This is a genomic window from Streptomyces sp. NTH33, assembly GCF_003236365.1.
Taxonomy (GTDB): domain Bacteria; phylum Actinomycetota; class Actinomycetes; order Streptomycetales; family Streptomycetaceae; genus Streptomyces.
Genome location: NZ_POTZ01000197.1, coordinates 1 through 12,381, shown reverse-complemented (window position 1 = coordinate 12,381; position 12,381 = coordinate 1). Strand labels below are relative to the sequence as shown.

11 protein-coding genes and 3 pseudogenes are annotated in these 12,381 nt (G+C 71.1%); 8 read left to right on the top strand and 6 right to left on the bottom strand.

Going from position 1 to position 12,381, the window contains the following annotated elements:
- Positions 1 to 485: 485 nt before the first annotated feature.
- Positions 486 to 1,397 carry an NAD-dependent protein deacetylase gene (locus C1I97_RS19490; protein WP_111004496.1) on the top strand — a complete coding sequence of 304 codons (912 nt, stop codon included), beginning with the start codon at positions 486 to 488 and terminating at the stop codon, positions 1,395 to 1,397.
- A gap of 404 nt (positions 1,398 to 1,801) precedes the next feature.
- On the opposite strand, the pseudogene C1I97_RS42990 reads toward C1I97_RS19490, so the two are convergent.
- Positions 1,802 to 1,945, bottom strand: a pseudogene (locus C1I97_RS42990) (SAM-dependent methyltransferase); the annotation flags it as partial.
- A gap of 546 nt (positions 1,946 to 2,491) precedes the next feature.
- Between C1I97_RS42990 and C1I97_RS19475 the strand changes: the two are divergent.
- The 3 genes from C1I97_RS19475 (at position 2,492) to C1I97_RS19465 (ending at position 4,199) form a co-directional block, all read left to right on the top strand.
- Complete coding sequence (locus C1I97_RS19475; RefSeq protein ID WP_111004495.1) at positions 2,492 to 2,953, top strand: HIT family protein; 462 nt, start codon at positions 2,492 to 2,494, stop codon at positions 2,951 to 2,953.
- Between the two features lie 230 nt (positions 2,954 to 3,183).
- Positions 3,184 to 3,345 (top strand): hypothetical protein, encoded by a 162-nt coding sequence (locus C1I97_RS39985; protein ID WP_181446796.1) that lies wholly within the window; start codon positions 3,184 to 3,186, stop codon positions 3,343 to 3,345.
- A 323-nt stretch (positions 3,346 to 3,668) separates the two neighbouring features.
- The gene (locus C1I97_RS19465) at positions 3,669 to 4,199 is read left to right on the top strand and encodes a DoxX family protein (protein ID WP_111004493.1); all 531 of its coding nucleotides are present in this window, start codon (positions 3,669 to 3,671) and stop codon (positions 4,197 to 4,199) included.
- Positions 4,200 to 4,494: 295 nt separating this feature from the next.
- Here C1I97_RS19465 and C1I97_RS19460 read toward each other — a convergent pair whose 3' ends face one another.
- Both C1I97_RS19460 and C1I97_RS19455 read right to left on the bottom strand, forming a co-directional pair.
- On the bottom strand, positions 4,495 to 4,785 hold the full coding sequence (locus tag C1I97_RS19460) for an integrase core domain-containing protein (protein ID WP_181446795.1): 291 nt from the start codon (positions 4,783 to 4,785) through the stop codon (positions 4,495 to 4,497).
- 296 nt (positions 4,786 to 5,081) lie between these two features.
- Positions 5,082 to 5,738, bottom strand: coding sequence for a hypothetical protein (locus C1I97_RS19455; RefSeq protein ID WP_111004491.1), 657 nt, complete (start codon positions 5,736 to 5,738; stop codon positions 5,082 to 5,084).
- Between the two features lie 200 nt (positions 5,739 to 5,938).
- On the opposite strand from C1I97_RS19455, the gene C1I97_RS19450 reads away from it, so the two are divergent.
- Positions 5,939 to 6,967 (top strand): IS630 family transposase, encoded by a 1,029-nt coding sequence (locus C1I97_RS19450; RefSeq protein ID WP_111004490.1) that lies wholly within the window; start codon positions 5,939 to 5,941, stop codon positions 6,965 to 6,967.
- Positions 6,968 to 6,989: 22 nt separating this feature from the next.
- Here the strand turns inward: C1I97_RS19450 and C1I97_RS19445 are convergent, their stop codons facing one another.
- Both C1I97_RS19445 and C1I97_RS19440 read right to left on the bottom strand, forming a co-directional pair.
- A complete protein-coding gene (locus C1I97_RS19445) occupies positions 6,990 to 8,117 on the bottom strand; it encodes an IS630 family transposase (RefSeq protein WP_111004489.1) in 1,128 nt (375 codons plus the stop codon).
- Between the two features lie 70 nt (positions 8,118 to 8,187).
- Complete coding sequence (locus C1I97_RS19440; RefSeq protein ID WP_111004497.1) at positions 8,188 to 8,619, bottom strand: hypothetical protein; 432 nt, start codon at positions 8,617 to 8,619, stop codon at positions 8,188 to 8,190.
- A gap of 44 nt (positions 8,620 to 8,663) precedes the next feature.
- Between C1I97_RS19440 and C1I97_RS19435 the strand changes: the two are divergent.
- Positions 8,664 to 8,908, top strand: a pseudogene (locus tag C1I97_RS19435) (helix-turn-helix domain-containing protein); the annotation flags it as partial.
- Positions 8,909 to 8,931: 23 nt separating this feature from the next.
- On the opposite strand, the pseudogene C1I97_RS19430 reads toward C1I97_RS19435, so the two are convergent.
- A pseudogene (locus C1I97_RS19430) lies at positions 8,932 to 9,099 on the bottom strand (IS110 family transposase); the annotation flags it as partial.
- A gap of 428 nt (positions 9,100 to 9,527) precedes the next feature.
- On the opposite strand from C1I97_RS19430, the gene C1I97_RS19420 reads away from it, so the two are divergent.
- Together C1I97_RS19420 and C1I97_RS19415 are read left to right on the top strand one after the other, a co-directional pair.
- Complete coding sequence (locus C1I97_RS19420) at positions 9,528 to 11,369, top strand: gamma-glutamyltransferase family protein (RefSeq protein ID WP_111004488.1); 1,842 nt, start codon at positions 9,528 to 9,530, stop codon at positions 11,367 to 11,369.
- 119 nt (positions 11,370 to 11,488) lie between these two features.
- The coding region (locus tag C1I97_RS19415) for an inositol monophosphatase family protein (protein WP_111004487.1) at positions 11,489 to 12,381 on the top strand (893 nt) is incomplete at its 3' end.

Below are 12,381 nucleotides of genomic sequence, written 5' to 3'. Positions count from 1 at the left end.
CCAGCTACCGGCTGAAGAACCGCCTCACCGCCATCGAAGGCGGCATCACCGCCGTCAGCTGACCCGGACTCAAGCTCTGCACATCAGCCCGTACATACCTCTGCACTACAGCCCGTACGCCGACACCGCGGCGGCACGAGCCGGGCCCGCCGGCACCGTCCGCCGTCCGGCCCGGACGATCCCGACCACCATCGCGGCGCCGCCCGGGCGGCCAGGCCCGAAGGCGCAGCTGCGCACCGCAGTGCGCAGCCACCGCCCCGCCTGCGCAAGCAGCGCGCGCCGCCATTGCGCAGGGCAGGGCGCGCAGCACAAGCAGCAGGGACGTGGAGCCGCCAAGCCGGCCCGCGCCCCCACCGGCCAGGCACCGCAGCCCGAACCGGAGGGCACCGTTGCCCCGCGGTGGATCGTGCAGGGCAGCATCCGGGCCAACGACGCCATCGGCGGCGGAAGCGGGTGGTGGCAGCCTGTTTTCGTACCCTGGCGGCATGCGCATGCGCCCCACTGTGAGCTGGACCCCTGCCGAGGACCTGCCGCCGGGCACCACGGATCTGGGGCCGGTCGCCGATGCGCTGGGCACCGGCGGTGTGCTGGTGCTCAGCGGGGCAGGTATCTCCACCGAGTCGGGCATCCCCGACTACCGGGGCGAGGGCGGGAGCCTGAGCCGGCACACCCCGATGACCTACCAGGACTTCACCGCCAGCGCCCAGGCCCGGCGCCGGTACTGGGCGCGCAGCCACCTCGGATGGCGCACCTTCGGCCGCGCCCGCCCCAACGCCGGGCACCGGGCCGTGGCCGCGTTCGGGCGGCACGGCCTGCTCTCGGGTGTGATCACCCAGAACGTCGACGGCCTGCACCAGGCCGCCGGCAGTGGGGGCGTCGTGGAACTCCACGGAAGCCTGGACCGGGTCGTCTGCCTTTCCTGCGGCGCCTTCAGCTCGCGCCGCGAACTCGCCCGGCGGCTGGAGGAGGCCAACGTGGGCTTCGAGCCGGTGGCCGCCGGAATCAACCCGGACGGTGACGCCGACCTCACCGACGAACAGGTCGGGGATTTCCGCGTAGTGCCCTGCACGACCTGCGGCGGCATCCTCAAACCGGACGTGGTGTTCTTCGGCGAAGCCGTTCCGCCGCGGCGGGTCGAGCACTGCCGCAAGTTGGTCCGTGAGGCGGCCTCGCTGCTGGTCCTGGGCTCCTCACTGACGGTGATGTCCGGGCTCAGGTTCGTCCGCCAGGCGGCCCAGGCCGGGAAGCCGGTGTTGATCGTCAACCGGGACCCGACCCGGGGCGACCGGCACGCCCTCACCCGCATCGCGCTCCCCCTGGGAACAGCCCTCACCACCGTGGCCGACCGACTGGACATCCCCGTCGACGACCAGACGACGGCCTGGGTGAGATGGTGACGGTGGTGGGGCGCCCCCGGGGTTCACCGCGCGAGCCCTTCGTGTCGACGCAGAGCCGCAACGCCAAGCCCGCCCGCGATGACAAAGCCCGAACCGTCCGCGCCGGCCTGCCCCGGTGACAAGGCCGGCCCGTGTTCCGTATGCCGGCGCAGGACCCACACCTACGGCAGCGGCGGCGGCCCGCTGTGCCGGTGGTGCATGGCCCGGCCACGGCCGCGTCCACGTCCTCCCTGCCCCCGTCGCACCTCATGCGACTGTGGCGGTCATCGGCGATCGGCTGGAACCGGGGACACGGCAGCCGGTGTGCCCGGTGGATACGCACCTGCGACGGCGGGGCACCTCCCGCCGTCGTGACCTTTTCATCGTGCCCGGCCCGGCCGATGGGCGGGACCGGGAGGGCTGCCTCAGACCGGCTTGCGCCACACGGAGATGTGCTTCGCGGAGTCCTGGGTGAACGGCGCCCCGTCCCAGTCCGCGACGCGCCGTTCCAGCTCGAGCCCCGCGATCCGCGCCATCAGGTCGAGCTCCGCCGACCACGCGCTCCAGTGCCCGGCCGTCTCCGGCGAGTTCGGTGAGGAAGGCGAGAGTCGGTCCGAGAACAGCGGCCGAGGACATCTCGCTCTCCTCAGCGTCGTAGCGGTCGGCGGTCGCACGGGTCCATGGCTCACTGCTCGTCACGGGCGGCCACTTTGCCGGGCACGGCGGGGAGCTGTCCGTGTATTTACGACCCGTCTGGTTTTGTTGTCGAAAGGTGAGAACGATTGCTGCTTACGACCGAGAGCGGGTGAGCAGCCGGCAGGATCTGTGTTGCCGAGCTCTGAGAGCACACCGGTACTTGCGCTTGGCCCTCTGCTGTGCATGCGCAGTTCACGTGGCGGGCCAGGTGCCGAGTGCGTGGGCCAGTCGGTCACTCTGCTCGCGGGTGATGCCCTGGGCGAGGCGGACGCCGCACCGTCAGCACGGAGGCCCGGACCGGCTGCTCCACGGAGACAGACACCGTGCCGGGCGGATGCCCGGGGGAGGACGCGGCACTCCTCCGCGCAGACCGGCCCGGTCAGGAGCGGCTCCGGGAGCCGCTGTCGCATGCTGTGTCCATGGGGTTGTTCGCCGGGGATCCGGCTTGTGCCTTCTGCGGCATCGTCTCCGGCCGGGTGCCGGCCAGCCGCGTGTACGAGGACGGGCTGGTCCTGTCCTTCATGGACATCCACCCGGCTGCGCCCGGAGACCTCCTCGTCATCCCCAAGATGCACGCGGCAGGTCTGGAGGACATCGACGAAGCCCTGATGGCCCACCTGTTCCGCGTCGTCCACCTGCTGGCGCGGGCCCTGCGGCGCTCGGGGCTGCCCTGCGAGGGAGTGAACGTATTCCTCGCCGACGGTGAGGCCGCCGATCAGACGGTCTTCCACCTCCACGTGCACGTCTTCCCCCGCACCGCGGACGACCGGTTCCGCTTGGAGGTCAGGTGGCAGGAGCGGTCCCGTGCCGCCCTCGACCACGACGCCGCACTGATCAGGGCGCGCCTGAACCGCGGCAAAGAACGCCGTGGAACCCTCTGACGTGCCAGGCGGCGGGGTGGGCTGCGCACAGCACCTGCCAACGCCGAACGGCCGATGTTCCGGATCCTCGCTGTGCTCTGCGCGCTCGGCGTGGTGTTCGTCGCCAAGCGGTTCCCAAGACGCGCGGCCGTCACGCCGACGAGGTGGGTGAGGATCTTTGCCGGCGGTGGAACGTGCGGGCGAAGTGACCTCCGTGTGCGGAGCACGTGCCCGGGGGCTACTCGCCCAAGGTGGCCGCGAAGAGAGCCGACGGCGTTCTTCGCGCTGTCAAGGGCACCGTGATCCGCCTGGAGACGGCCTTCACCGTCAAGCGCTTCCCCGAGCAGACCGCCTCGCCGAGCAACGAGCCGGTGATGGATTTTGCAGCGCCACCGGCGGAACCGGGAACCTGACGCCGCCGATCATTCCCACCATGCCCGATGCGACGGGATGGGCGCCGCGACGTCCCGGATCACGGCCGCCGAGCCTTTTCGGCGGCCGTGTCGTCGGTGGAGGGGCAGGCAGCGGACCGGAGGGCATGTCCCGGACCGGTCCGCAGGATCCGCCCCTTCTCCGCGAACTGCCCGCAGGCACGCGTCCGGTGAGCCGCGAGCTGTCCTCACACGGTGCCGGAGCCGACCGAGAAGTTGTTGAAATTTCACGTATCGATTACTCTCGACCGGAAGCTTGAACCTTCAAGCTGTTCCTCTCGTTCCTCCAGAAAGATCCGCGCACCATGGCTTCCACCCTCACCCGCCCGACCGCCTCCTCCACCGTCGCCGAGGGCCCCTCGCTGCACGCCTACGACGTCGGGCTGCTGATCGTCCGCGTCGTCCTCGGACTGACCATCGCGGCGCATGGCGCACAGAAGCTGTTCGGCTGGTTCGGCGGCGGGGGACTCGAGGGCACCGGCCAGTTCTTCACCATGAGCGGCTACCCCTCGGGCGAGACGATGGCCGCGATCGCCGGACTCAGCGAGACCCTCGGCGGGCTCGGCCTTGTGCTCGGCCTGCTGACGCCGCTCGCCGGCGCCGCCGTCCTCGGTACGATGATCAACGCGCTGGCCGTCAAGTGGGGTGGCGGCTTCTTCGCTCCGCAGGGCGTCGAGTACGAAGTCCTGCTGATCGCCGGTGCGGCCGGACTGGCCCTCACCGGTCCCGGCAGGATCGCCGCCGACCGTTTCCTGCCCGGGCTGCGCGCGCACCGGCTGGGACACGGCGTCGCCGCCGTCGTGCTCGCCGGCCTCGTCCTGCTCATCCGCAACTGAGCGCCGCCGTTTCCGAAGTCAAGGGGGAAGGCGAAATCGCTGCGTTGCCGTGCCAAGGCACTCCGGGACATGCCCGCCTCCATGGCCGTGCCGCCTGCCCGCGAAGCAGAAGCGTGGCCGTCACCTCCCCGACCGCCCGCCGGGAGCCGCTGCGGGCCTCCGGCTGCTGTGGAATCCCCTGCTGGGCAGGGATGGGCCGGATGACGGCCGCGTGTCCGGCACTGCACCGCCAGACACGCGTTCCGCAGGGGCAGTTGAGCTCGCTTCGCTTTGGCGGACACCATCGATGTGGTGGTCAGGCCGCCAAGGCGGCCTCGTAGTCGGCGGGACTGCGGTAGCCGAGGCTGCTGTGCAACCGGTGCAAGTTGTGCCAGCCTTCGATCCACTCGAAGATCGCGGTGTGGGCGGCGGCCCGGCTGGGCCAGGGGCGGTTGCCGATCAGTTCGCTCTTCAGGGTGGCGAAGAACGACTCGGCCAGTGCGTTGTCCCGGCACTGGCCGGTGCGACCGACCGAGAGTCGGACACCCAACTCACTTGCCAACAGGGTGAATTCACGGCTGGTGTACTGGCAGCCGCGGCTCTCCATGGTGGACATCCTTCCGGGGACTCAACCCCTGATCCTGGATGTCCGCCGAAGTGAATCAAGCCCAAACGAGTGGCTGTGATCGACACGCGTCGCTAGTGCCGTGACCGCATAGACCCGGTTCGCCGCAGGCATCGCAGCCCCCTACTCGAACATCGCCAGAAGCTTTCGCTCCATCGGGACGCCCTTGACTACGGATTAGGTCCGCCGGGTTGCCGGTTGGGACGGGTGGCCCGGTGTGCTCTCGCCGCGGTAGGGGCACGATCATCGGCCTGGCCGCGGCTGAGGCCGATCCGCTCCTATGACCGCGGTGTGCTGGCCCAGCGCCACGTGGTGAGACGAGGGTGCCCCGGCAGTTCGGCGCGGCCGGTGGCCCACAACAGGGTGAGCCAGGGATCCGCGCCGCCCGGAGCCTCCGGAAACAGACGGGCGAGCACCCGCGAGCAGAGAGCGGAGGGCGGGGTCCAGGCAAGCCCGAAGCCTTCCGCCAGATCGTGCATGTGTACCAGCGTCTCTACCACCCCCATCGCCGCGAAGCCTTCGGGGTCCGACACCCCGGCGGCGTGGTGGGCGCGGACCCGGGGCGGCGTGGTACGCACCATGGCGACCAGCAGCGCGCCGCACGCCTCCAGCACCTGCACCAGGCCGGCCGGACCCGCATCACGGTCCGCGAAGAGGAAGACCGCGGGTCCGTCCGGCCTCTTCTGGCTCAACGCGAAAGGCACATGGGTGTCCAGCGGCGGGCTCTGCGGCCCCAGCTGCACGGCGTAGTAGAACAGGTCGTTGGCGAGGTGCTCGGCGGTCTCCCAGCAGTCCCACTCCAGCGAACCGGCCTTACCGCCCCACCCCTCCGGGGGTGCGTCCCGAAGGATGCCCACGGCGAGCCGCACGGCAAGGTCGACGTCGTCCGCGGTGACGGGAGACAAGACTGATCCGGTTTCGACTGATCGAGACATCGCAGCACCGTATCGCGAGATTGTTGCCCGTGCGGAGACGTCAGGCTTCGAGTTCGACGACTAAGCGGATGGCCTGAAGTTCTGCGCGGAATCCGGGGCGGCGTCGGCTGGGCGCGACGGCCCCGATGGCGCGAAAACCTCGCCGGGTGTTGCATCGACGTTGACCAAAACGTGGCAAACCCGGCGAGGTCAAGGTCAGTATGCGTCCGGCATCCGTGTTCGCCAACTCTTCCGGTCCGGCGTACCAGCACCTGTACCACCTGCTGCATCACCGCTGGCGGGAGGCCGCCCGCGTCGTGATGGTGCTGCTGTCCGGAGCCGGGCTGACCGCGGACGAGATCGGCGAGCTGCTCGGCTGCCACCCGGCCACGGTGCGCCGCTGGATCCACCGCTACCACGCCGCCGGCCCGGCAGCCCTGGCCGACCGCCCCCGCTCGGGGCGGCCCCGCGCCGGCGGGCCGCACCTGGGCGAGCGCATCCGCCGCCTGCCGACCCGCCCCGGGCCGTGGACCGTCCGCCGGATCCGGCGCCGCCTGGGCCGCCCGAAGATCAGTCCGCGCACCGTCTGCCGGCGCACGCGTGAGCAGGCGGCCTGGCGGCGGCCCCGTCTGACGGCCAGGGGCGACCCGAACCGGCGGCGTACCCTGGCCGCCCTGCACCGGCAACTGCGGGCCCTGCCCGGCGGGTCGGTGGTCCTGGCCGAGGACGAGACCCACCTGCATCTGCTGTCGCACATCCGGGCGAGCTGGATCCCGCGCGGGACGCGGCAGCAGGTGGCCACCCCGGGCAAGAACCGGCAGGCGACCCTGTTCGGTGCCCTGGAGATGACCACCGGAACGTGGCATTACACCCTGGGCCGCCGCACCGCCACCGCGTTCACCGCCTTCCTCCAGACCCTGCCGGCCGCCTACCCGGCTGCCCCGGCCGTCGCGGTGATCTGTGACAACGACGCCATCCACCACGCGGTGACCGCCTACCTGACCGTCCACCCCCGCCTGCACCTGCTGTTCGGCGCCCGCTACAGCCCGCACGACAATCCGGTCGAGCGCATCTGGGCCGCGCTGAAGGCCCACCTCGCCAACACCGCCGTCACCTGGCCGGGCCGTCTGCGCCAGGTCCATGCCTTCTTCCGGCAGCGCTCGTCCGCCCAGACGCTGACCACCGCCGCGCCCTGGGCTTCGCCCTGGCTCCCCAAGCATTACGCGCAGAACTTCAGGCAAGCCGCTTAGCACTGTGACCCCGCGGGCCAGGTCAGGCCGCAAGCCGAAGGGGTCTGCCTCCCCAACGGATGTGTTTCTCGCTGCGGATGCGGGCGCGTTCGCGTCGTTGGGCGGCGAGGACGTCGGGGTGGCGGGCGTTGTTGTTGCGCCAGCGCAGGTAGGCGTGCAGAGCCCGGGTCTGGACGGTGTGGTTGGGGTGGTGGGAGTTGGCGAGGGTGAACTGCCGTGGGGGTCCGAAGTGCGCCGCGATCGGGTTGGCCCAGGACGCGTAGGTCGGGGTGAAGCAGAGCTTGGCCTTGTTCTCCTCTGCCCAGCGACGGAGCCGCCGGTTCCGGTGCGTGGACAAATTGTCGAGAATCACGTAGATCGGGGCGCCGTCCGGGCGGGCCGCGCGGATCGCCCGCAGAGCCGCCCAGGTGTGGTCGATGCCTTTGCGTCGGCGGACTACACCCCAGAGCTCGTCGTCACCGACCGAGTAGCAGCCGTGGAAGTAGGTGATGCCGTGGGTGCGGCGGTAGGTCGCCGGCAGCCGGTCCGGACGGTTTTGAGGTGCCCAGCATGATCCTGCGGTCGGGCGGATGCCGAGCGGGCCGAACTCGTCCAGGGCGAATGTCCGGTCTGGCCGCTCGGTGAGCGCGAACTCGATCCGGTCGAGCTTGGCTTCGAAGTCCGGGTCCGGGGACTCCTTCCAAGTCTTCGTGCGCTGGAAGGAGACCCCGCGGCGGGCCAGGAGGCAGCGCAGGGCCTTTCTCCCGATGTGTACGGGCCGGGCGATGTTGCGCCGCAGATGTTCGGCGAGCTTGCGGACCGACCAGCGGGTGAAGGGCTTGCCCAGTGCGGTGGGCCGGGTGGCGGCCGTCTTGACGACGAAGTCCTCGTCCTCAATGCTCAGCAGGCGGGGACGGTCTCCCGCCCACTGAGGGGCCAAGCAGGCCAGCCCAATCTCGTTGAACCGGTGGATCACGTCCCGGACGGTGTCATCGTCGGCCTGGACGAGTTGCGCGATCGCCGGAACCGGGCTGCCGCCCGACGAGGCCAGCAGCGTCATCGCCCGCCGGAACCGCACCGAACTGGTGCTTCCTCGCCGAACGATCCGCTGCAGCTTCTGCCTCTCTTGCTCGGTCAGCCGGCGAACCCTAACCGGTGATGCCGTACCCACCCCCTGTCGAACGCCTTCACTGGCACCCAGCACAACGAGCAACCCGGCAAACGTTCCCGGTCACAGCACACTAGAGCTCGTAGTCCCGGGCCAGCTCCTCCCAGCGGATGTCGCGGAGGGCAAGATCGGCACCGTCGCCTGACGGGACGTCCGGGGCGGGCTGGAACCACACGACGGTGAGGGCGGAGCGGTACAGCACCGGGTCGTGGTCAGGGGCGACCGCTGTTGAGCGGAAGGCGCCGATGCAGGCGACGGAGGGCAGCACCTCGACGGGGCCGAACGCACCCGCGGTCTGGTCCGGGTGGTCACGGGAGGGCGGAACGAGATGGACCGGCGTGGCGGGAAAGGCGCGTTCGGCGGCCCGCAGGAGACCGCTGACCTTCCGGTCGTTGACGGGCCTGCACGGATAGCCCTCCAGCATTCCGCCGTAGGTCGAAGACAGCCGCAGCTCAGAGAGCTCGATCGAACGGCTAGACGAGAGGACTATGCGGCTCAGCTGCATGCCCACACCCTACGCACAAGATCCACTTTCGATACACGCCCTGATCTGCACTGCGCCGCGGGGGTACGGACGCGGTACGGCGCGGTCGGCCTTGGAGCCTGCCGCTGGAGGGCCGGTCCTGCTGGTCGCGACCCACTGGCGCACCAACGTGACCCTGCGACAGCTCGCCCCGCTGTTCGGCATCTCGAAATCCGCTGCCGACCGGATCATCAACGATCTTGGCCCGCGCCCGGCACTGCAACAGCGCCGCCGCTACCGCAAGGACACCGTTGATCGGTTGCTGTTGCCACCTTGGGCAAGGCGTCGCGGCGGTCATGCAGCCGCTGTCTCTCCCAGCGTGGGTGGTGTAGGGAAGGTCGACTGTTCGCCGAACAGCTTGCGTTTCTGCAGGCAGTGGTAGAGCTGGCCGATCATGCGGTTGAAGAGATTCCTCTGCGCGGCAGCGTGCCAGTCCCCGTGTTCGTTGCGCCGTCGCCGGTGAACCTGACAGGGGGCGTGAGAAGTTCGACCTCGTGCTGACGACGAAGTACGGGAACGCGATCGCAGCCAACACATGGAATGCCGAGATCTGGACGCTCGTCAAGGGAGCGAAGCCTTGGCAGTGGCAAGCGGCGCGGAAGGACGGGTTTCACGTGTTGAGGCACACATACGCCTCCTTGGTCCTGGAGGCAGGGGAGTCGGTCGTAACTCTCGCCGAATGGCTGGGGCACTCGTCGCCGACCATCACCCTCGACCACTGCGCCCCCTTCGTGCCAGAGGCGGGGAAGGAGGGGCGCAGGGCGATCGGTAGCCTGCTGGGGGAGCGGATGGAGGAGAGCCCTGGCTCAAACTCCCCGGATTCTCCCCAGGGCCGATCCTGAGCTCCGATCGGACTGGCCGATGCGCGTAAACAGCGAGGAGAAGGCCCTATGCTCACCACCCGCCCCACCCTCCAGGGCACCTTCGGCATGGTGTCCTCCACCCACTGGCTGGCCTCGCAGTCGGCGATGGCCGTGCTGGAGGACGGCGGCAACGCCTACGACGCGGTGGTGGCCGGCGCGTTCGTGCTGCACGTCGTGGAGCCGCACCTGAACGGGCCCGCCGGGGAGGTGCCGGTCCTGATCGCCCCCGCGGGCGGCGAGGTGCGGGTGCTGTGCGGGCAGGGCGTCGCACCGGCCGGAGCGACGGTCGCCCACTACCGGGCGCTCGGGCTGGACCTCGTACCCGGCACCGGACCGCTGGCCGCCGCCGTGCCGGGCGCGTTCGACGCGTGGATGGTCCTGCTGCGCGACCACGGCACCAAGTCCCTCGCCGACGTCCTGGAGTACGCCATCGGGTACGCCGAGCACGGGCACGCGCCCGTGGAGCGCGTCGGCGAGACCGTCGAGACGGTGCGGAGGCTGTTCGAGACCGAGTGGACGTCCTCCGCCGAGATCTACCTGCCCGGCGGACGCTCGCCCCGCCCCGGCGCGCTGCTGCGCAACCCCGCGCTCGCCGCCACCTGGAAGAGGCTGCTCGCCGAGACCGCGGGCGCGGGGAACCGCGAGGCGCGGATCGAGGCCGCGCGGGAGGTGTGGCGGGCCGGTTTCGTCGCCGAGGCGCTGGTCCGACAGGCCGGGCGGCCCACGCTGGACACCAGCGGCGAACGGCACACCGGCACCCTCACCGCCGCCGACCTCGCCGCCTGGTCCGCGACCTACGAGACCCCGGTGACGTACGACTGGAACGGCTGGACCCTGTGCAAGGCCGGCCCCTGGAGCCAGGGCCCGGTGTTCCTGCAGCAGCTCGCCCTGCTCCCGCCCGAGCTGCCGCCGTACGGCTCCGCCGACTACGTCCACCTGCTGATCGAGGGCTGCAAGCTCGCCATGGCCGACCGGGAGGCCTGGTACGGGGACGCCGCCGAGGTGCCGCTGGCCGAGCTGCTGTCGGCGGAGTACAACGCCGGGCGGCGCGAGCTGGTCGGCGGCACGGCCTCGTACGCGCTGCGGCCCGGCAGCCCCGGCGGGCGCGTCCCGCGGCTGAGCACGCGCACGCACGTGGTGGCCACCGACGAGGGGGAGTACGCGCTGCTGGGCATCGGCGAGCCGACGGTCGCCAAGAGCCCCACGTCCCCGGTGCCGGGCGAACCCGAGCCGGGCGAACCCGATGTCGCCGCCGACGGTGCCACCCGGGGGGACACCTGCCACATCGACGTCGTCGACCGCTGGGGCAACATGGTGGCCGCCACTCCCAGCGGCGGCTGGCTGCAGTCCAACCCGGTGGTGCCCGAACTGGGATTCCCGCTCGGCACCCGCCTGCAGACGACCTGGCTGGAGGAGGGCCTGCCCAACTCGCTCACGCCGGGCCGCCGTCCGCGCACCACCCTCACCCCCTCGATCGCGCTGCGCGACGGGGTGCCCGTCATGGCGTTCGGCACGCCCGGCGGGGACCAGCAGGACCAGTGGCAGCTGCACTTCTTCCTCGCGGTCGCCCTGCGCGCCCTTGTCCGTGGCGGCCTCGACCTCCAGGGCGCCATCGACGCTCCCAACTGGCACAACGACAGCTTCCCCGGCTCCTTCTACCCCCGCGGGATGCGCCCGGGAAGCGTCACCGTGGAATCCCGCATGGACGCGGAGGCCATCCGGGAGCTGCGGCGCCGCGGCCACGCCGTGACCGTCGGCCACCCCTGGTCCGAGGGCCGCCTCTGTGCGGTCGCCCGCTGCCCCACGACCGGCATCCTCTCGGCGGCCGCGAACCCGCGGGGGATGCAGGGGTACGCCGTCGGCCGGTGACGCGTTCCGCACCTTCTGTACCTTGTGCGCCTCCTGCGCCCGAGGTCTGTTCACGCCGATTCCATCCGGAGTGCACCGGCTCGGAGGGGAATGTCAGTGCGGCATGTTCTCATGGAGGCATGATCGAAGAGACGGACACCTGGGAGTCCACCCTGAACGAGGCACTGGTCGGAGAGTTTGTCGCGCGTCACTCGGCCGACGTGGAGGAAGCGGTCCGCAAGGCGGCCGCGGTCGAGATCATGCCCCGGTTCCGCAGACTGGCGGAGCACGAGGTCGACCAGAAGGCCGGGCCGCACGACCTGGTGACGGACGCCGACCGGCTGGCCGAGCAGCACCTCACGGCCGCGCTCGGCGCCCTGCTGCCCGGCTCCGTCGTGGTCGGCGAGGAGGCGGTGCACGCCAACCCGGCGGTCTACGAGGCGCTCCAGGGCGACGCGCCGGTGTGGATCGTCGACCCCGTGGACGGCACCCGGCAGTTCGTGCACGGCGACCCCGGCTTCTGCACCCTGGTCGCGCTCGCCTGCCGGGGAGTCCTGCTGGCCTCCTGGACGTACGCACCGGCGCGCGACCAACTCGCCACGGCCGTACGGGGACAGGGCGCCCACCTCGACGGCGCACCCCTGCGCTCCGGTGCGCCCGAGCCGGGCCGCCTCCTCGAAGTCGCCACGTCCCACCCGGACTTCACGACAGACGAGCAGAAGCGCGCCCTGCTCGGCCTGTGGACGGACGGTGTCGCACCGCGCCCCTGCGGCTCGGCGGGCCTCGAGTACCTCGCGGTCGCCCGCGGCGAGTTGGACGCCACGGCCTTCTCCTGGGAGGCGGCCTGGGACCACGCGGCGGGCCTGCTGCTGGTCGAGGAGGCCGGCGGCGCCCACCAGACCCTGACCGGCGACCCGTTCCGCATCACGGGCGGCAACCCCCTGCCGTTCACGGCGGCACGGGACGCGGCGACGGCACGGCGGGTGACCGGTCTGCTCTCCGGCCCGGAGGGTCACATCCCCCACCCCGGAAC

Coding starts and splice junctions, on each gene's coding strand:
- C1I97_RS19440 (WP_111004497.1), bottom strand. CDS start 8,619: ATGCAGCTGAGCCGCATAGTCCTCTCGTCTAGCCGTTCGATCGAGCTC.
- C1I97_RS19450 (WP_111004490.1), top strand. CDS start 5,939: ATGCGTCCGGCATCCGTGTTCGCCAACTCTTCCGGTCCGGCGTACCAG.
- C1I97_RS19455 (WP_111004491.1), bottom strand. CDS start 5,738: ATGTCTCGATCAGTCGAAACCGGATCAGTCTTGTCTCCCGTCACCGCG.
- C1I97_RS19475 (WP_111004495.1), top strand. CDS start 2,492: ATGGGGTTGTTCGCCGGGGATCCGGCTTGTGCCTTCTGCGGCATCGTC.
- C1I97_RS19460 (WP_181446795.1), bottom strand. CDS start 4,785: ATGGAGAGCCGCGGCTGCCAGTACACCAGCCGTGAATTCACCCTGTTG.
- C1I97_RS19490 (WP_111004496.1), top strand. CDS start 486: ATGCGCATGCGCCCCACTGTGAGCTGGACCCCTGCCGAGGACCTGCCG.
- C1I97_RS19420 (WP_111004488.1), top strand. CDS start 9,528: ATGCTCACCACCCGCCCCACCCTCCAGGGCACCTTCGGCATGGTGTCC.
- C1I97_RS19465 (WP_111004493.1), top strand. CDS start 3,669: ATGGCTTCCACCCTCACCCGCCCGACCGCCTCCTCCACCGTCGCCGAG.